At 71.5% G+C, this 17,439-nt stretch carries 17 protein-coding genes; 10 read left to right on the plus strand and 7 right to left on the minus strand.

Translation table 11 applies throughout. The annotated features are described in order from the left end of the window. Positions 1 to 149: 149 nt before the first annotated feature. Positions 150 to 1,649 (minus strand): MFS transporter, encoded by a 1,500-nt coding sequence (locus AB0I04_RS05825; protein ID WP_360879615.1) that lies wholly within the window; start codon positions 1,647 to 1,649, stop codon positions 150 to 152. Then, complete coding sequence (locus tag AB0I04_RS05830; protein WP_360879618.1) at positions 1,646 to 2,272, minus strand: TetR/AcrR family transcriptional regulator; 627 nt, start codon at positions 2,270 to 2,272, stop codon at positions 1,646 to 1,648. Before AB0I04_RS05830 ends, AB0I04_RS05825 begins: the two co-directional genes overlap by 4 nt. A gap of 98 nt (positions 2,273 to 2,370) precedes the next feature. On the opposite strand from AB0I04_RS05830, the gene AB0I04_RS05835 reads away from it, so the two are divergent. From AB0I04_RS05835 to AB0I04_RS05845, 3 genes are read left to right on the plus strand one after another with little or no spacing between them, the layout of a single operon-like run. Further along, the gene (locus AB0I04_RS05835; protein ID WP_360879621.1) at positions 2,371 to 2,550 is read left to right on the plus strand and encodes a CopG family transcriptional regulator; all 180 of its coding nucleotides are present in this window, start codon (positions 2,371 to 2,373) and stop codon (positions 2,548 to 2,550) included. 1 nt (position 2,551) lies between these two features. After that, a complete protein-coding gene (locus AB0I04_RS05840) occupies positions 2,552 to 2,896 on the plus strand; it encodes a VOC family protein (protein ID WP_360879623.1) in 345 nt (114 codons plus the stop codon). Between the two features lie 57 nt (positions 2,897 to 2,953). Further along, on the plus strand, positions 2,954 to 4,570 hold the full coding sequence (locus tag AB0I04_RS05845) for a DHA2 family efflux MFS transporter permease subunit (RefSeq protein ID WP_360879626.1): 1,617 nt from the start codon (positions 2,954 to 2,956) through the stop codon (positions 4,568 to 4,570). A gap of 80 nt (positions 4,571 to 4,650) precedes the next feature. Here the strand turns inward: AB0I04_RS05845 and AB0I04_RS05850 are convergent, their stop codons facing one another. From AB0I04_RS05850 to AB0I04_RS05860, 3 genes are all read right to left on the minus strand, one after another. Continuing rightward, positions 4,651 to 5,181: a DUF1707 and FHA domain-containing protein gene (locus tag AB0I04_RS05850; protein WP_360879629.1), complete on the minus strand. Its 531-nt coding sequence runs from the start codon at positions 5,179 to 5,181 to the stop codon at positions 4,651 to 4,653. Between the two features lie 105 nt (positions 5,182 to 5,286). Next, positions 5,287 to 6,462, minus strand: a complete 1,176-nt coding sequence (locus tag AB0I04_RS05855; protein ID WP_360879632.1) for a cytochrome P450 — start codon at positions 6,460 to 6,462, stop codon at positions 5,287 to 5,289. 202 nt (positions 6,463 to 6,664) lie between these two features. Beyond that, positions 6,665 to 7,216 (minus strand): hypothetical protein, encoded by a 552-nt coding sequence (locus AB0I04_RS05860; RefSeq protein WP_360879635.1) that lies wholly within the window; start codon positions 7,214 to 7,216, stop codon positions 6,665 to 6,667. Between the two features lie 33 nt (positions 7,217 to 7,249). On the opposite strand from AB0I04_RS05860, the gene AB0I04_RS05865 reads away from it, so the two are divergent. Further along, positions 7,250 to 7,480, plus strand: coding sequence for a hypothetical protein (locus AB0I04_RS05865; RefSeq protein WP_360879638.1), 231 nt, complete (start codon positions 7,250 to 7,252; stop codon positions 7,478 to 7,480). Between the two features lie 25 nt (positions 7,481 to 7,505). On the opposite strand, the gene AB0I04_RS05870 is transcribed toward AB0I04_RS05865, so the two are convergent. Further along, the gene (locus tag AB0I04_RS05870; RefSeq protein WP_360879641.1) at positions 7,506 to 8,942 is read right to left on the minus strand and encodes a lysine 2,3-aminomutase; all 1,437 of its coding nucleotides are present in this window, start codon (positions 8,940 to 8,942) and stop codon (positions 7,506 to 7,508) included. A gap of 100 nt (positions 8,943 to 9,042) precedes the next feature. Between AB0I04_RS05870 and AB0I04_RS05875 the strand changes: the two genes are divergently transcribed. The 6 genes from AB0I04_RS05875 (at position 9,043) to AB0I04_RS05900 (ending at position 16,071) form a co-directional block, all read left to right on the plus strand. After that, on the plus strand, positions 9,043 to 10,068 hold the full coding sequence (locus AB0I04_RS05875; RefSeq protein ID WP_360879644.1) for an L-erythro-3,5-diaminohexanoate dehydrogenase: 1,026 nt from the start codon (positions 9,043 to 9,045) through the stop codon (positions 10,066 to 10,068). Beyond that, positions 10,065 to 11,660 (plus strand): lysine 5,6-aminomutase subunit alpha, encoded by a 1,596-nt coding sequence (locus tag AB0I04_RS05880; RefSeq protein WP_360879646.1) that lies wholly within the window; start codon positions 10,065 to 10,067, stop codon positions 11,658 to 11,660. Before AB0I04_RS05875 ends, AB0I04_RS05880 begins: the two co-directional genes overlap by 4 nt. Continuing rightward, positions 11,657 to 12,484 carry an OAM dimerization domain-containing protein gene (locus AB0I04_RS05885; RefSeq protein WP_360879649.1) on the plus strand — a complete coding sequence of 276 codons (828 nt, stop codon included), beginning with the start codon at positions 11,657 to 11,659 and terminating at the stop codon, positions 12,482 to 12,484. Before AB0I04_RS05880 ends, AB0I04_RS05885 begins: the two co-directional genes overlap by 4 nt. A 46-nt stretch (positions 12,485 to 12,530) precedes the next feature. Next, positions 12,531 to 12,944 (plus strand): hotdog fold domain-containing protein, encoded by a 414-nt coding sequence (locus AB0I04_RS05890; RefSeq protein ID WP_360879651.1) that lies wholly within the window; start codon positions 12,531 to 12,533, stop codon positions 12,942 to 12,944. 712 nt (positions 12,945 to 13,656) lie between these two features. Next, positions 13,657 to 15,315 (plus strand): apolipoprotein N-acyltransferase, encoded by a 1,659-nt coding sequence (lnt, locus tag AB0I04_RS05895; RefSeq protein ID WP_360879654.1) that lies wholly within the window; start codon positions 13,657 to 13,659, stop codon positions 15,313 to 15,315. A 12-nt stretch (positions 15,316 to 15,327) separates the two neighbouring features. Then, the gene (locus AB0I04_RS05900; protein WP_360880001.1) at positions 15,328 to 16,071 is read left to right on the plus strand and encodes a polyprenol monophosphomannose synthase; all 744 of its coding nucleotides are present in this window, start codon (positions 15,328 to 15,330) and stop codon (positions 16,069 to 16,071) included. A gap of 87 nt (positions 16,072 to 16,158) precedes the next feature. Here AB0I04_RS05900 and larA read toward each other — a convergent pair whose 3' ends face one another. Then, a complete protein-coding gene (gene larA, locus AB0I04_RS05905; protein WP_360879657.1) occupies positions 16,159 to 17,439 on the minus strand; it encodes a nickel-dependent lactate racemase in 1,281 nt (426 codons plus the stop codon).

Here is a 17,439-nt window from a genome sequence, read left to right on the forward strand (position 1 = left end):
GACCGTCCGCTCCCGGCGTCAAGACGGTGCGACGCACTCGTTATCGAACGGTGGTCGCGCCGGCCTGGGCGACCAGGCCCCGCGCCGGAGGGGATGCGCAGTGCCCGGAACGCGCCGGCGCCGATCCGCCGGCCGGAGGGCGGCCGATCTCAGTCGGCGGGTCCGCCGCGCGCCGGTGAGGGCTGGGCGCCGGCCGGGTCCTGGCGCGGGGCGGGCTGCTCGCCGGCCATGGGGATGGGCACGTCGCGCATGAACAGGAGCGCCGTCAGGGCGAGGAGCCCGGCGACGGTTCCGCCCCAGGCGACGGTGGAGCCGGTCGCCGAAGCGGTGGGGGCGGCCGCGGCGTGACCGCCCATCAGGGACTGGACACAGGCAAGGCCGAACGTGCCGCCGAGCTGCTTGGTGAGGGCGGAGCCGGCGGTGGCCGTGCCCATGTCGGCGTGCGGCACGCAGCTCTGGGTGGCGATGGTGATGCCCCCCATCGCCGGTCCGATGCCCAGCCCGATGAGCAGCAGCCACGCGCAGGCCAGAGCGGGCGGCGTCGTGGCGTCCAGAGTGAAGAAGGCCGCGGTGCCGACGGTGAGCAGCCCGGCGCCGGTGAGGAGCGCGGGCCTGGCGCGGCCGCTGCGCAGCACGGCGGCGGCGGTGAGCCGGTTTCCCAGCGTCATCCCGATCAGCAGCGGGAGGACCAGCAGACCGGAGACGGTCGCCGACTCACCGCGGACGCGCTGGAAGTACAGCGGCAGCAGGATCCCCACCGGCAGCGCCGCGACCTGGAAGAAGAAACCGGCGCTCAGCAGTGCCGTGTAGGTGCGGTTGCGGAACAGCCGCAGCGGCAGGACGGGGACGGCCGCACGCCGCTCGACGGGCACGAGCAGGACGAGCAGGGCCAGGCCGCCGAGCAGAGAGCCCACGATCGGCGGATCGGTCCAGGACCGGGGCGCCGCAGCGGTGGCGTTGCCTTTGAGGCTGAGGCCGATCAGGACCAGCGAGAGGCCGGCGGTGAGCAGGAGGACCCCGGCCGCGTCGAGGCGGCCGGCGGGCGCCGCGGCGGGACGATGCCCGGGCAGCGCGAGGACGAGGACCGTCGCGGCGGCCAGGCCGATGGGAAGGTTGAGCCAGAACGCCCAGCGCCAGCCGGCATGGTCGGCCAGCAGACCGCCGACGATCGGGCCGCCCACCATACCGAGCACCATCATCGTGGCCAGCACGGTCTGCATGCGGATCAGCCCCTGCGCGCGGCCGGGCGGGTACAGGTCGCGGATCAGGGCCATGCCGAGGGTGAGCAGGGCGCCGGCGCCCACACCCTGGACCGCACGCGAGACGATCAACGTCTCGATGGAGCCGGCGAGGCCGCAGGCGAGCGAGCCGGCCAGGAAGATCGACAGCCCGCCGAGCAAGAGTGCGCGGCGGCCGTACAGGTCGGAGAAGCGCCCGTAGACCGGCACGCTGACCGAGGAGGTCAGCAGGTAGGCGGTGACGAGCCAGATGTACCAGGAGCCGCCACCGACCTGCTCGACGATGCGCGGCAGCGCGGTGCCGACGACGGTGCCGTCGAGCATGGCCAGGAAGGCGCAGCCCAGCAGCGCGAATGTCACCAGCGTCCGGCGACGGGGCGCGAGTTCTTCGTACGCGTTGGCCGCGGTCACCGATCGCCCTGGCCCGAGGACGTCGCGCCGTGCAGGAACAGATCCACCAGTTCTTCGATCGTCAGCGGGTCGGGTGCGCCGGGGCGACCGGCGGACATCACCATGAGCTGGAAGGCGTCCGCCAGCCGTTCGGCGGAGAGCCGCAGCCGGTCCTGGTCGGGTTCGAACAGGGCGGCCAGCGCCGCGCGGGGTGCCGCCAGTCCCGCTTCGCGATCCGGGAGGCGGCCCTCCGCGTCCGGCTTGGGAGGCTCGAGTCGCCCGGTCGCGGCCAGAGCCGAGATCACGGCGCCCATGCGGGTCAGGTGACCACGGATCACCTCGGCCGCCTCGGCGAGCCGGTCCGCGAGCGGCTGGTCCAGCGAGATCGCCCCCAGGTGCCGGACGGTGTCGTCGGGCCGTACGGCCTCGGCCACGCAGGCCTTGAGCAGGGCGTCCTTGTCCGGGAACACCCGGAAGATCGTGCCTTCGCCGATGCCCGCGGCTCTGGCGATCTTCGCCGTCGTCACCGAGGCGCCGTACTCGACGACGAGGGGAAGGGTCGCGGCGACGATCATCGCGCGGCGTTGGTCGGCGTCCATGGCCGGCGCGCGGCGCCGGGAGGGCTTCGAGGAGGTTCCCGTCATGCTCTAACCGTACGGAGTGAGTACTCACTCCGTCAATCACGCCCGGAAGGACGTTGCGCGCTAGGGAAATAGGAAGCTAGCGTGCTAGCATCGGCCTCATGGGTGATGCGGAGGTCAAGCAGTTCAACGTGTACCTGCCGGTGGAGCTGATCAAGCAGGTCAAGCATCACGCCATCGAGGAGGGCATGTCCCTGTCGGCGTTGGTCGCCGACGCGCTGCGCGCCTACCTCGACGACGCACGCGGGCAGCGACGGCAATCATCTGGAAAGGAGTCATGACATGGCGACCGAAGGATTCGAAGCGGTTTTCCTGGAGACCCACAATTGGGGAAAGGCCGCGAAGTTCTTCCAGGCCCTGGGTTTCGAGCTGGAAATCACCACTGGCGACGGTTCCGGCGTGTTCCGAAACGGCGAGGGTCCTTTTCTCGTCGTCTCCGAGATTCCCGAGGACCGAGAGCCCAAAATGCAGCTCGCGTTGAAAGTGGCCGACGCGGACGCGTTCCGTCCCGATCCGGCCGTCGACGTGGTCACACCGTTCGAGGACACCCATTACGGGACCCGGGAAATGATCGTCCGCGACCCCGACGGACGGCTCTGGAGCCTCCAGGCTCCCGCCAAGAGCTGACACATGTCGGCGATTCGAGCGGCCTGATAGCGCGGAGGGACGAATGGAGAGGGATGAATGAGTAGATGGCGCGGCAATCCATGGGTGGTGTTGCTCACGCTCAGCCTGGGATTCTTCATGACGCTGCTCGACCTGACGGCCGTCAACGTCGCCATCCCCAGCATGATCGACAAGCTGCACGCGTCGCTCGACGAAGTGCTGTGGGTGATCAATGTCTACATCCTCGTCCTCGCCGCGCTGCTGATCACCTCCGGCCGGCTGGGCGATGTGCGCGGGCCGCGCACGATGTTCATCTGGGGCGTCGCGCTGTTCCTGGTGGCGTCCGTTCTGTGCGGGGTGTCCCAGGATCCGGCCCAGCTCATCGCAGCCCGCGCCGCGCAGGGCCTGGGCGCGGCGATGCTGATGCCGCAGACGATGACGATCATCATCGGGACCTTCCCGCCCGAGCGCCGGGGCGCGGCGCTCGGCGTCTGGGGAGCGGTCGCGGGCGTGGCCACGATCGCCGGGCCCACGCTCGGCGGTTTCCTGGTCAGCGCGGCCGGCTGGCGCTGGATCTTCTTCGTGAACGTTCCGATCGGCGCGGTGGTGCTCGCGATGGCGGTCACTCTCGTGCCGGACGTTCGGCACGGCGTCCGGCGCAGGTTGGACGTGCCGGGCGTCGTACTCGCCACCGCGACGCTGCTCGGCCTCACCTTCGGGCTCACCGAGGGCCAGCGGTACGACTGGAACACCGGGATCTGGGCGCTGCTGGGCGGGGCGGCGCTGCTCCTCGTCGTGTTCCTGATCTATCAGGGCACCCGGCAGCGCGGTGAACCGCTGCTGCCCTTCATGCTGTTCCGCGACCGTGACTACGCGGTCATGAGTCTGGTGTCCGCGACCGTCCAGGTCGGAATGATCGGCCTGTTCCTACCAGTGATGATCTACCTGCAGTCGGTGCTGGGCTTCAGTGCGCTGAAGGCCGGCCTGGTCATGGCGCCGGCGATGGTGGTGTCGGCATTCGTGTCGCCGCTCGCGGGCCGGATGGCGGATCGGACCGGCGGCAAGTACATCCTGATGACCGGCCTGGCCCTGTTCGCCGTCGGCATGGCCTGGCTCGCCGCGGCCGCCGGCGTGGGTCGCGCGTGGTACGTGTTCCAGCCGGCGCTGATCGTGGCCGGGTTCGGCATCGGCTGCGTGTTCGGACCGATGATCACCGTCGCGATGTACAACGTGGAGCCCAGGATGGCCGGGGCCGCCTCCGGCGTGCTGAACACGATTCGGCAGATCGGGACGGTCATCGGCAGTGCCACGGTCGGCGCGGTGCTGCAGAATCGCCTCGCCGTCTCGCTCCGGCACGAGGCGGCCGAGCGGGCCGCCGCCCTTCCGGAGAGCGTCCGCGGCCAGTTCGTGGCCGCCTTCAAGAACACCGCCGCGGGCGGCTTGGAGGTCGGCACCGGGCAGACCGGCGCGGCGATCACGCCGTCGACGGGAACGCCGGCGAGCGTCGCCCACCACGTTCAGCGGGTGGCGGCGTCCACGTTCGAGCACGGCTTCATCCACGCGATGCGGCCGACCTTGGCACTGCCCATCGCCGTGGTCATGGTCGGCGCCGCCTCGTGCGCCCTGGTACGACGCCGACCGGCCGACGCCAGGCCCGGCGCTCCGGAGACCGCCGACGTGGGCACCTCGGCCTAGTAGGTCCCACACACGTCTGGTCTGACCGCTCGGGCCGGAGCGGCGGAAGGTCAGCCGGCGGTCAGGATAGCGGCGGAAGGTCAGCCGGCGGTCAGGATGAACCGCTGCCGGCCGAAGGTGATCTCATCGCCGGGCCGCACCCGGGTCGGGCCGGAGATGCGGTACCCGTTGACCTGAGTGCCGTTCATCGATCCCAGGTCCGACAGCAGCCAGGTGTTCCCGGTCCGGCGCAGCTCCGCGTGGAGCCGGGAGACGGTCAGGTCCGTGACCACGAACTCACACGTCGGCGCCCGCCCGATGACCAGGCGCGCCCGATCGCGCGGGGGGAGGACGAAGCGCGGGAGCCGTGGGGCGCGCCAGGCCGCCTCGACGCGCGCCGTCATCGACGACAGCGAGGAGACGACGCCGGTCAGGCCGCGCACGATGCGGTTGCCCGGCGGCAGGTCGTGGACCAGCTGGGACAGCTCCGCCTGGGTGCGCGCCTGAAGCGCGGACTCGACGCGGCGCTCGAACGTCTCGTGGGACAGCCGGCCCTCGGCGGCGCGGTCGCGGAGCACGCGAAGGACGCGGTCGCGATCTTCATCCGAAGCGCGTACCGGCAGGCCCTCCATGACAGGAAGTATCGGGTCCGAAAAGTCCCTTGTCCAGCAACGCCCCGCCGTCCCTCGTCAGGGCGTGGCGAAGATCGTTGATCTACAAAGTAAAGGCGCTCGGTTTCACGAAATCTTCGAAGAACCGTCCCACACGACGTCCAACGCGGAAGGCTTCCGGAAGACCAGTCCCTCCGGCGTGGCGGCACGGGTCAGGCGGAGGCCCGGCAGGCGCAGCAGCGCGCCCAGGAGCGTCGTCGTCTCCAGGCGTGCCAGGTGCGCGCCGAAGCAGAAGTGCGGGCCGTGCGCGAACGCCAGATGCCGGTCGATGTCGGCCCGCCGGAGGTCGTACCGGTCCGGATCGGCGAAGACGGCCGGATCCCGGTTCGCGGCGGCGATCGAGACGCGGACGAGGTCGCCCTTTGCGATGCGGGCGCCCCCGAGGGTGACGTCCTGGGTGGCGTAGCGGTCCACCACCGATGCGGCGGGCTCCAGGCGTACCGACTCCTCGACGGCGGCGGGGAGGAGACCCGGCTCGTCGCGCAGCAGCCCCACCAGATCCGGACGGCTCAGCACATGCAGGACGGCGTTCGTGATCATGCCTTCGGTCGTGTCGATGCCGCCGAACATCAGCACCGCCGCGTTCGCCACGACCTCGTCCGTCGTCAGGTCGCGCGCGGCGGCGGCCAGGAGCGGGGGAGCGTCGCCCGCCGGCGCGACTCCGCCGTCGGCGAGCGCCGCCTCGACCTTCGCCCGCAACCGCGCGTACGCGTCCGTGGCGTTCGCCGGACGACCCGCCGTGATCGCCGAGACCGCCGTGACGAACGCGTCGTACCACGACCGTACGGTGGCGGCCGTGACGTCCCGCAGGCCGAGGGCCTCGGTGACGACGGCGACGGCCAGGGGACCGGCGAGGTCGGCCCGGACCTCGGCGTGCCCGCGCGCCGCGACCGCCGAGATCAGCCGGTCGACCTCGCCCTCGACGAACGCCGTGAAGCGGGCGCGCGTCTCGGCGGGCCGGAACCGCCGGGCGAAGGCGTCACGGTGCCGAGTGTGCTCCGCTCCGTCGAGGGAGAGCATGCTCGTGCCGACCACCTGCGCCGTCGAGAAGCGTGGATCGTCGACGGTGAAGGCCCGGGCGTCGCGCATGACCCGGAGCGCCAGGTCGTGCCGGGTGACGAGCCAGCCGTCGAAGCCCGGGATCCACGAGACCGGCTCGGCCGCGCGCAGCCGGGCCAGCACAGGATGGGGGTCTGCCTGCAATTCTTCAAGGGTGACACGGGCACCGACAGTGAACTCCACGCGTCCAGACTAGGGGCCGCGTCCGGTGGATCTTTGTTCGGCTGCGCGGGCGCGACGACCTGTTCGCCGGCCCGACCAGGGATCTGCTCGCGCGGCTGCGCGGCGCGGGCCGGGCCGAGGTCACCGGCGGCATCCACGCCGGCTGCCACGACGCGGCGTTCCGCCGCCGCATGCTGCCGGACCAGGTCGCCTACCTCGCCCGTCACCTCTCCCGTGCATGACCTTCCGAGGCGCGGACGCGCAGGTCGTGGATGGCGGCCAGGACCTCCGCGCGGTTGCCGGCGGCCTTGATCCACGCGGGGAGGCGTTCGACGAGGCTGCCGGATCCGGTGTACGGGTGGCGTTCGCGCAGCCGGGCCGTGACGTAGCCCTCCAGCACGTCCAGGTGGGCGGCGTTGTAGGCCCACAGGGTCCGCCCGCAGCACCGGCGGGACAGCCACAGCGGCAGCCCGAAGAACGGGTCGTCCGGGCCGGTCAGGCGCGGCACGGCCAGCGGGGGACCGCCGGCGAAGTACAGGTCCGCGTCGCCCTTCCGCCCGGGCCGCGGGGACCAGCCGCGGGTGTGCCCGCAGCCGGGGCAGGTCAGACGGTGTGGCTCGATGAGGAATGCGAGGGCGTACCGTCGGCACGCCCGGTGGTCGGGGTGGACGGTGACGTGCGCCCGGCCGGCGCAGCGCGGGCAGACCACGAGGATCTCCTGGGCGAAGTCGAACAGCCGCCACCCTCGGTCCCGGAACCGCTCGTCGTCGCGCACATCTCATGATCGCAGGCATACGTCGCGGCCGAGATGCGTCCCCCGGTCGCGTTGCGCGGTAACCACGTCACCGGGGTCGTCAAGACTCGGCCGGTCCGGGTGAAGGGATCGGACTGGGTGACGCTGCACGATCTGCGGGACTTCACCCAGCCGAAGGACTGGGCGTACGACCTGCAGACCGGCGACTGGACGGTGATCTGGTACCACGTCCACCCGACCGGGGACGCCTACTACATCGGCTGCGACGGCTTCGCGGTGTCCTGAGGGCCCGCCCCCGCGGGGCCCTCGGTCAGTCCGTGATCAGGGCCTCGGAGGCCGTGCGGCTGGCGGCGGCCAGGTCGGCGGCCTTGCCGGGGATCTCCCGGGCGTGCGCGCGCCACCAGGCCTGCCCCGCCTCGGGCAGGGTGTGGATGGGGTCGTAGTACTCGTAACGCCGGTTGAGGGCCTCCGGGTCGTCGCTCTCCAGGGCGGTCCGGTAGTTCTTGGTCCAGTAGGAGATGCCGCGCTCGGTGTCGTACTCGGCGACCTGGTGCACCCAGCGCTTGCCGACGTACGGCACGTCGCAGACGATGCGGGGCGTGGCGAAGCCGGGCAGGTAGCCCATGATCCCGTGCTGCAGGCGCTGCGCCTCGCCGAGGGACAGCCGCCAGTGCTCGCTGAACGGGATCATGTCGCACAGGTAGAAGTAGTACGGCAGCACGCCGTTGTCCTGCAGCGCGAAGCACAGGTCGAGGAGCTCCTCGACGGTGGTGTTGACGCCGCGCAGCAGCACGCCCTGGTTGCGCACGTCGCGGACGCCGGCGTCCAGCATCGCCCGCGCGGCCTTGGCGACCAGCGGGGTCATCGACTGGGCGGCGTTGACGTGCGTGTGGATCGCCAGCTGCGCGCCCCGGGAACGCGCCTTGGTGGCCAGGCGCTCGACGCCGGCGCGTACGTCGTCCTGGAGCCAGTGCTGGGGCAGGCCCATCAGCGCCTTGGTCGCCAGCCGGATGTCGCGGATGTTGTCGATGTCGAGCAGCTGGTCGACGAAGGACTCCAGGCGCGCCCACGGCATGTTGGCCACGTCGCCGCCGGAGACGACGACGTCGCGGACCTGCGGCGTGCGGCGCATGTAGTCCAGCATCGTCTCGACCCGGTCGGGCTGCTTCAGCGTGAACTTGTGCTTGTCGATCTGCGGGGTGGAGTTGCCGACCAGGTCCATGCGGGTGCAGTGCCCGCAGTACTGCGGGCAGGTCGGGAGCAGCTCGGCGAGGACCTTGGTCGGGTAGCGGTGGGTGAGTCCCTCGACCGCCCACATCTCCGCCTCGTGCAGCGAGTCGCGGCTGGCGACCGGGTGGGAGGGCCAGTCGGTGCGCCGGTCGCTGAACACGGGGAGCATGTAGCGGCGCACCGGGTCGGCGTAGAACGCCTCCGTAGAGCTCACGTCCATCGTGTTCAGCATCTGCGGCGGCACCAGCATCGACATGGTCGCCCGCTCGCGCTGGTCACGTTCCAGGTCGGCGTAGAACTCCTCGCTCAGCAGGTCGCCCATCACCTGGCGCAGCTGGCGGATGTTCTTCACGCAGTGCGCGCGCTGCCACTGTGCCGACTCCCACTCCGCGGCGGTGACCTCCCGCCAGCCGGGGAACCGCCGCCAGTCGGGCTCGACGAGCTCGTGCTGACGGTAGGCGTACGGCTGCGGGTGCCCTCCGGGCGCGTGCGCGGACTCCGCGGCGACAGCGGTCACAATGCCCTCCAGGATGAACTCTTGCGTTAGCCTGACGATACGAGAAATATTCTTCTAGAGCCAAGCGTACCCAGAAGATTTTCCGTCAGCGAGGTGAGGGATGAGAAGTTCTCCGGTCGGTCTGCACCGGGTCGCCGAACCGCCGGGCGTGCTGCCGCAGGCGGCCGACCGCCTCGACACCGACCCCCGGATCCACGACGACGAGGTACGGCTGCGGGTCGAGCGGCTCAACCTGGACGCCGCCTCGTACCGGCAGTTGCACACCAAGCACGGCGGCGACCCCGGCCGGATCCGCGCCGAGGTCGCCGAGATCATCGAGACGCGCGGGAAGATGCACAACCCGGTGACCGGTTCGGGCGGCATGCTGATCGGCGTCGTCGAGGAGGCCGGTCCCCGTTCCCCGCTCGGGCTGCGGCCCGGCATGCGCGTGGCCACCCTGGTCTCCCTGACGCTCACCCCGCTGAAGATCACCGACGGCCTCGCCCGCTGGGACGGGCGGAGCGAACAGGTGCCCGCCGAGGGGCACGCGATCCTGTTCGCCCGCTCGATCGCCGCCGAGCTGCCCGCCGACCTGCCGCCCGAGCTGTCCCTGGCCGTCCTCGACGTGTGCGGCGCACCCGCCCTGACCTCCCGCGTCGTCGGCTCGTACGCCTCGCCGGTCGTGGCGGTGGTGGGCGCGGCGGGCAAGAGCGGATCGCTGTCCCTGGCGGCCGCCCGCCGCGCCGGCGCCAAACGGACCGTCGGCGTCGTGCCGAACGAGACCGAGGCCGCGCGGCTGCGCGCCTCCGGCCTGGCCGACGAGGTCGTGCTCGCCGACGCCCGCGACCCGATCGCGCTCGCCGACGCCGTCGGCGGCACCGGGGCCGACGTCACGGTCGTGTGCGTGGACGTTCCCGGCTGCGAGCACGGCGCGATCCTGGCCACCGCCTCCGGCGGGACCGTGATCTTCTTCTCGATGGCCACGTCGTTCTCGGCCGCGGCGCTCGGCGCCGAAGGACTCGCGGCCGACGTGACCATGCTGATCGGAAACGGGTACGTCCCCGGTCACGCGGAGCTGGCCCTGGACCTACTGCGCGCCGAGCCGAGCCTGCGCAGGATCTTCGAGGATCGGGTGGAGACGGAATGACGAAACTGGATCTTGACCCCCAGGTGGTGCGCAAGGCCCGGGCGCTGGCCGAGCGCGCCGCCCGGCCGGTGATCGAGATGGCCCGCACCCACACGACCGTGTCCGTGGAGCGGGCGCAGCTGCGGCTGGCCGGCCTGACCGGTGCGGACTCCGACGGCCTGCCCTGGGTCAACCACCTCGTCGACGCCGTACGCGACCAGGTGGGCCTGGAGCACGGCGTGGCGCTGCCGGTCTTCGACGCCCTGCTGCGCGAGCCGTACGAGGACCTGGGCGACCTGGCGCGGGCCGCCGCGCTGGGCGCGGTGACCTTCCGCCTGCCGACCGGAGGCGACGCCGACACGGCCGCCGAGCTGGCCCGCCGCGCGGCCCGCCACGGCATCGGCCGCATCGACGCGCGCCGCGCCGAACGCGCCGCGATGCTGCACGAGACCGGCGACCCCCGCCAGCCCTGGATCTACCTGATCGTGGCCACCGGCGACATCTACGAGGACATCCCGCAGGCGCAGGCCGCCGCCCGCGAGGGCGCCGACGTCGTCGCGGTGATCCGCTCGACCGGGCAGTCGCTGCTGGACTACGTGCCCGAGGGCGCCACCCGCGAGGGGTACGCCGGGACGTACGCCACGCAGGAGAACTTCCGGCTCATGCGCGGCGCGCTCGACGACGTCTCCCGCGAGCTCGGCCGGTACGTGCGGCTCACCAACTACGCGTCGGGTCTGTGCATGCCCGAGATCGCCACGCTCGCCGGGCTCGAACGCCTCGACATGATGCTCAACGACTGCATGTACGGCATCATCTTCCGCGACATCAACCCGCGGCGGACCTTCATCGACCAGCGGTTCTCCCGGCAGATCCACGCTCGCGCCGGCATCGTGATCAACACCGGCGAGGACAACTACCTCACCACCGCCGACGCTGTCGACGCCGCCCACACCGTCGTCGTCAGCCAGCTGCTGAACGAGCGGTTCGGCACGGAGGCGGGCCTGGCCGACTGGCAGCTCGGCCTCGGCCACGCCTTCGAGATCAACCCGGCGATCCCCGACTCCTTCCGCCTCGAGCTGGCCCACGCCCAGCTCGTACGGGAGCTGTTCCCGGACGCGCCGCTGAAGTACATGCCGCCGACCAAGCACATGACCGGCAACATCTTCGCCGGCTACCTGCTGGACGCCTTCTTCAACCTCGCCGGCGTGATGACCGGCCAGTCGATCATCCTGATCGGGATGATGACCGAGGGCATTCACACCCCCTGGCTGTCCGACCGCGACTTGGCCCTCGAGAACGTCCGGTACGTCCGGGACGCCTGCGGCGCACTCGCCGAGGACTTCGTGCCGCGCCCGGACGGGTTCATCGTCCGGCGCGCCCGGCAGGTGCTGTCCGAGTCCGTCGACCTGCTCGAGCGGATCTGCGACGACACACTGCTGGCCGCGATCGCCGACGGGACGTTCGGAGTGACCCGCCGACCCGCCGACGGTGGCAAGGGCCTGGACGGCGTCGTCGAGCGCGCCGACGGCTACCTCAACCCCGTCCTGGAGATCCTCGAGTCGGAGGACCCGCACGCCGCCGCCGTCCCGACGACCGCAGGGAGCGCAGAGTGAGACCGCAGGACGCCACCAGAACCGACCGGCCCGACGTCCAGGACCTGCCGTCGATCATCCGGCCGTACGGCGACACGACCGGCGACGCGATGGTGCAGGTGTCGTTCACCCTGCCCGTGCCCGCCGGGAAGCGCGCCGAACTGGCCGCCCTGCAGCTGGCCGGGAAGATGGGCCTGGATCCGGCCAGCGTCGTGCATTCCAAGGCGATGGGGCCGAACTTCACGTTCTTCATCGTGTACGGCAAGGTCAACCACCTCATCGACTACGTCGGCATCGAGGTGCCCGAGGGCCGGGAGTACCCGCTGCTGTCGGGCAAGGAGATCGACCTGGCGATCCGCACCGTCCTGAACCGCCGCATGGTCGTCGTGGGGGCCTGCATCGGCACCGACGCGCACACCGTCGGCATCGACGCGATCCTCAACGTCAAGGGGTTCGCGGGGGAGAAGGGCCTGGAGTACCACCGCGAGATCCAGGTGATCAACATGGGCGCCCAGGTGACCGTCGAGGAGCTCGTCGAGCGGGCCAAGGCCGAGAACGCCGACGCCGTGCTCGTCTCCCAGGTCGTCACCCAGAAGAACGCCCACATCCACAACACCAAGCAGATGGCCGCGGCCTTCCACGCCGCCTACCCGACCGCGGTCGGGCCCGGCATGGGACGGCCGCTGCTCATCGCGGGCGGACCGCGCTTCGACACCGTCACCGAGCAGGAGCTCGGCGTCGACCGCATCTTCGGCAAGGGCACCACTCCCGGCGAGGTCGCCAGCTACCTCGTGCACGCCCTGCTGCCCAGCTGGACCCCCGAGAACCCCGCGGAGAGCGCATGAGCGAGCGGAGCGAGCGAATCATGAGCGCAGCGCGTCTGGAGGCCGCGTGACCACCGAACCCGAGGACGGCGACCCGCGCGTCGGCCTGAGCGTCACGCACCGCCGTTACGTCCCCTACGCCCACGCCCACTACGGCGGCGACCTCGTCGACGGCGCGTACGTCCTGGGCATGTTCGGGGACGTCGCCACGGAGGTGTGCATCCGTGACGGCGGCGACGAGGGTCTGTTCGCCTCCTACGACGATGTGCAGTTCCGCGCGCCCGTCCGGGCCGGGGACGTCCTGGAGGCGACCGCGACGGTGGTCCGGGCGGGGCGCCGCAGCCGCAGCCTCGCGTTCGAGGCGCGGGTCGTGTGCCGGGCGCGCCCGGACAAGGGCCCGTCCGCCGCCGAGGTTCTATCAGATCCGATCGTCGTCGTCACCGCCACCGGAACGGTCGTCCTACCGCACGCCGGAACGTGAGCCGCGGACCGACACGCGATGAACGGCACGGATCCGGGGGATTTCCAGGTCCTGTCACGGCCCGGCTGACCTGCGGAAACGTGGCAATCCGCAGGTCGGGGCCGCCTTGACATCGCTACGGATCTCGATAGGTTGCCTGAACGTCCACCGCAGGACTGACCGGTCGGCCGACCGGGGCGCCGCGAATCTTGCGCCGCGACGGGGGTTGCGAGCACGCGCCGGCTCAGGCGCCCATCCGTCCGTGCCAGACGCACGATCACGCGCCCGCCCAAGGCCGGAGCACCCCGGCCGGCGGGGGGTGGAACTCGGTAAGGGCCTGGGCACCCATCAGACAACGGACTACGCGCTCGCCGCCGACGAGACGGGTCCGGTTCGAAGGGAGCGCCCGGGTCCTCTTCCGTTTTCGCCCCTTTGTGTTCCGCCGGCCTCGGTCCGTTTCGCCTCCTTGCGTCCCACCGGCCTCGGTCCGTTTCCGGCTCCTTGCGTTCCGTCGGCCTCGGTCCTCGTCCGTTTCCGTGCCCTTGCGATCCGCCGGTCCGGGTACTCTGCGTTGTCCGGCGAGGCCTCTCGTACGGCCGCCTTCCGCCCGGCGTCCATCTTCTGTATCCCCGGGCGCTGCGGCTTCTGCCCGGAAGTGGGATCATCCCTAGAAGCGGTCTACCCGTATCCCGGGTAGCGTTCCGCCGAAGGTCCGACCTGATGAGGAGTGCCGGTGGCGTCAGAGTTGCTCGCCGAGAAGACGCCCGCCGCCGTCGAACGCGGCCGGGCGTCGCGAGTTCCGGCCTGGCTGCCGCGCCCGGCGGGTGTGGTGGTGGCCGGTCTGCTGCTGGCCGCGGCGTTCCCCCCGATCGGGTGGTGGCCGCTGGCGCCCGTCGCCACGGCGATGCTCGCGCTGCTGTTCCGGGGCCGCACCTGGCGGCGCGGGCTCGGGCTCGGCATGCTGTTCGGCCTGGCGTTCTGCTTCCCGACCTTCGAGGGCCTGCGGCCCGTCGGCCTGGACGCGTGGATCGCGCTGAGCATCTTCGAGGCGCTGTACTTCGCGCTCCTGGGCGCCGGCCTCGCCCTCGTCACCCGGCTGCCCGGCTGGCCCGTGTGGACGGCCGCGCTATGGATCACCGAGGAGCTGGTCCGGGGCCGGGTGCCGTTCGGCGGGTTCCCCTGGGCGCGGCTGGCGTTCAGCCAGAGCGCCTCTCCGTTCACCGGCTTCGCCTCGCTCGGCGGTGCCCCGCTGGTCAGCTTCGTCACCGCGCTCACCGGCGGGCTGCTGGCCGCGGTGGCCCTGCTCCTGTGGCGCCGCCGGACCGCTGCCGCGCGTCCCGAGGCCGCCCATGTCGACGCGGATGAGGACGCTGACGCTGCCGAGCCCGTCGGCGGTGACCCCGCGCCGGGGACCGCCCCGGGTCGCCCGCTCCGCTGGGTCGCGGTGGCGCTGGCCGGCGTGCTCGCGCTCGGGCTGATCGGCGTGTTCGTCCCCCGCCCGACCGGCGGCCGGACGGTGACGGTCGCGGTCGTGCAGGGCAACGTGCCCCGCGCCGGTCTGGACTTCCTCGGCCAGCGCGAGGCCGTCCTGAACAACCACGCCCGCGAGACGCACCGGCTGGCCGAGGAGGTCCGCGCGGGTCGGCTGGCAAAGCCCGACCTGGTCATCTGGCCGGAGAACTCCAGCGACCTCGACCCGTACTCCGACGATCAGGCCCGCGGGGTGATCGACGCGGCGGTTCGCGACATCGGCGTGCCCGTGCTGGTCGGCGCCGTCATCGACGCGGGCGACGGCGAGCACGTCGAGAACCGCGGGATCGTCTGGAGCCCCACCACCGGACCCGGCGCCTACTACGTCAAACGCCACCCGCTGCCGTTCGGCGAGTACATCCCGATCTTCCGGGGCCTGCTGAAAAAGCTCATCACCCGTTTCGATCGGGTTGGGGAATTCGTCAAGGGCCGTTCACGCGGTTCCCTTCAGCTCGGTCCGGTGAAAATCGGAGACGTCATCTGCTTCGAGGTGGCCTACGACGGACTCGTGCGGGACGTCGCCGACGCCCCGCTGCTCGTCGTCCAGACCAACAACGCCACGTTCGGGAAGACGAGCCTGCCGCCGCAGCAGTTCGCGATGTCGCGGATGCGCGCGATCGAGCACGGGCGCAGCGTCCTCGTGGCCTCCACGAGCGGGATCAGCGGCATCATCGCCCCGGACGGGAAGGTTCTTACGCAGTCAAAGGAATTCACCCCGGATCTCCAGGTGCGCAGCGTGCCACTGCGCACCTCGCGTACCCTTACTGATCATCTGGGTGCCGCGCCGGAGTGGGTGTTGGCGCTGCTGGGATTCGCGGCCGCGGTCGCCGCCGGCTGGAGAACACGGACGAGGAAGGCCTGACCGGTGCAGATCATGGAGGACATCGGGCGGGTGCTCGTGATCATCCCGACGTACAACGAGCGGGAGAACATCGAGAGCATCGTCGGCCGGGTGCGCGCCGCCGTGTCCGAGGCCGACATCCTGATCGCCGACGACAACAGTCCCGACGGCACCGGAAAGATCGCCGACGGGCTCGCCGCCGACGACGAGCGGGTCCACGTCCTGCACCGGGCCGGCAAGGAAGGCCTCGGCGCGGCGTACATCGCCGGCTTCCACTGGGGGATCGAGCACGGCTTCGACGTGCTCGTCGAGATCGACGCCGACGGCTCCCACCAGCCGGAGGAGCTGCCCCGGCTGCTCAGCGCGCTCGGCGATGCCGACCTGGTCATCGGCTCGCGCTGGATCCGCGGCGGAACGGTGGAGAACTGGCCGATCAACCGCGAGATCATCTCGCGGGGCGCGAACCTCTACGCGCGGATCATGCTGGGCCTTCCGGTGCGCGACTCGACCGGCGGATTCCGCGCTTACCGCGCGACGACCCTGCAGAAGATCGACATCGACGGTGTCTCGTCGCAGGGCTACTGCTTCCAGGTCGACCTGACGCTGCGCACGGTGCGGGGCGGCCTGCGGGTGACCGAGGTCCCGATCCGGTTCGTCGAACGCACCCACGGCGCCAGCAAGATGAGCCGCGCGATCATGATCGAGGCGTTCCAGCGGATCGCCCAGTGGGGCTTCGCCTACTGGCTGGGCCGCCTCACCGGCCGCGGCCGGCGCTGAACCACGCCCGGCGGCCCGGGCCCGGACCGTCCAGGGCGGCCTGGCCTTCCTCAGCCCGATGCCCCGGCCGGCCGGTGACCGGCCGGGTCATCGCGCCGTCCCGGCCAGGTACGGGATCGTCTGCGGCCCCTCGGGCAGCACGCAGAGCCGGGCGCCGGGGCCTGCCGCCGCCAGGGCGTCGGCGACGGTGGCGGAGATGTCGCGGGTCTGCTCCAGATGGGCGGTGGCGAGGTCGGCGTCGCTGAGATGGCCGGTGTGCATGACGACCCGGCTGCCGGACTGGATGCGGGCCTGGATCTGCACCTGCCACTGGTCGGGCACCGTCTCGGTGCGGGCGCTGATGGCGTCGAACAGCGCCCGCGGCGAGGACGCGGAGGCCAGGACCTCTCGGTAGGAGCCGTGGTCGGGGAAACCATCGCGGCACTCGGCGGCGCAGACGATGGTGCCGCCCGGGCGGACCACCTGATAGGCGGCGGACATCCCCTTGACCGCCTGGTACAGGTTCTGGTCCAGCGGGAAGCCGGAGTTGGTGGTGACCACCACGTCGAAGGGCGCCTCGACGGGCCGCATCGCCATGCGCTTGGCGGCCTCCGTCGCAGCGGCGTGCATCGGCGACAGGTCGCCGCCGAAGGCGGCCACGACGTCCTTGTCCCGGTTGAGGATCACGTCCATGGCGAAGGTGACCCCGGTGGCCTCCGCGATCGCCCGTACGTCGTCGTGGACCGGGTTGCCGTGCGTGATGCCCCAGGTCGCACGCGGATCGCCGATACGGGCGGCGTCGTGCAGGACGAGAACGGTCTCCAGCGCGGCCAGCCCCGGGGCGACGAGTTTGGGCCCGCCGGAGAACCCGGCGAAGAAGTGCGGCTCGACGAAGCCGGTGGTGATCCGCACGTCGGCCTCGGTCCACTCGCGGTTGAGCCACACCGGCACGTCCTTGCCGAACCGTCCCATCCAGGTGAGCTCGTCGAGGCGCCGCGCGTCGTGGTTGACGATCCGTACGGCGTCGACGACCTGGTCGCCGAACATCTGCCGTAGTTCGGCGTCGGTGTTGCCGCGGTGGGTGCCGGTGGCGATCAGGATCACGACGTCCTCCAGCCGGACGACGCCGTCGAGTTCGGCCAGCAGCGCCGGGACGACCAGCCGGCGGGGCTGGGGCCGAGTGCCGTCACAGACCGAGATCGCCACCGTCTGACCGGGGCGTACCCGCTCGCGCAGCGGCGGTCCGGCGACCGGGTGAGACAGTGCCGCGCGCACCAGGGCGACCTGGTCGGCGGCGGCCTCGTGGTGGACGGGCTCGACCACCGTGGCCATCTCGGGGTCCACGTCGATGTCCAGCCCCGACTCGCCGTACGCCAGGTGCACTCGCAT

The organism is Actinoallomurus sp. NPDC050550 (assembly GCF_040655075.1).
Lineage (GTDB): Bacteria > Actinomycetota > Actinomycetes > Streptosporangiales > Streptosporangiaceae > Actinoallomurus.

Coding starts and splice junctions, on each gene's coding strand:
- AB0I04_RS05880 (WP_360879646.1), top strand. CDS start 10,065: ATGACGAAACTGGATCTTGACCCCCAGGTGGTGCGCAAGGCCCGGGCG.
- AB0I04_RS05900 (WP_360880001.1), top strand. CDS start 15,328: ATGGAGGACATCGGGCGGGTGCTCGTGATCATCCCGACGTACAACGAG.
- AB0I04_RS05865 (WP_360879638.1), top strand. CDS start 7,250: ATGCGTCCCCCGGTCGCGTTGCGCGGTAACCACGTCACCGGGGTCGTC.
- AB0I04_RS05840 (WP_360879623.1), top strand. CDS start 2,552: ATGGCGACCGAAGGATTCGAAGCGGTTTTCCTGGAGACCCACAATTGG.
- larA (WP_360879657.1), bottom strand. CDS start 17,439: ATGCGAGTGCACCTGGCGTACGGCGAGTCGGGGCTGGACATCGACGTG.
- AB0I04_RS05850 (WP_360879629.1), bottom strand. CDS start 5,181: ATGGAGGGCCTGCCGGTACGCGCTTCGGATGAAGATCGCGACCGCGTC.
- AB0I04_RS05845 (WP_360879626.1), top strand. CDS start 2,954: ATGAGTAGATGGCGCGGCAATCCATGGGTGGTGTTGCTCACGCTCAGC.
- AB0I04_RS05875 (WP_360879644.1), top strand. CDS start 9,043: ATGAGAAGTTCTCCGGTCGGTCTGCACCGGGTCGCCGAACCGCCGGGC.
- AB0I04_RS05835 (WP_360879621.1), top strand. CDS start 2,371: ATGGGTGATGCGGAGGTCAAGCAGTTCAACGTGTACCTGCCGGTGGAG.
- AB0I04_RS05830 (WP_360879618.1), bottom strand. CDS start 2,272: ATGACGGGAACCTCCTCGAAGCCCTCCCGGCGCCGCGCGCCGGCCATG.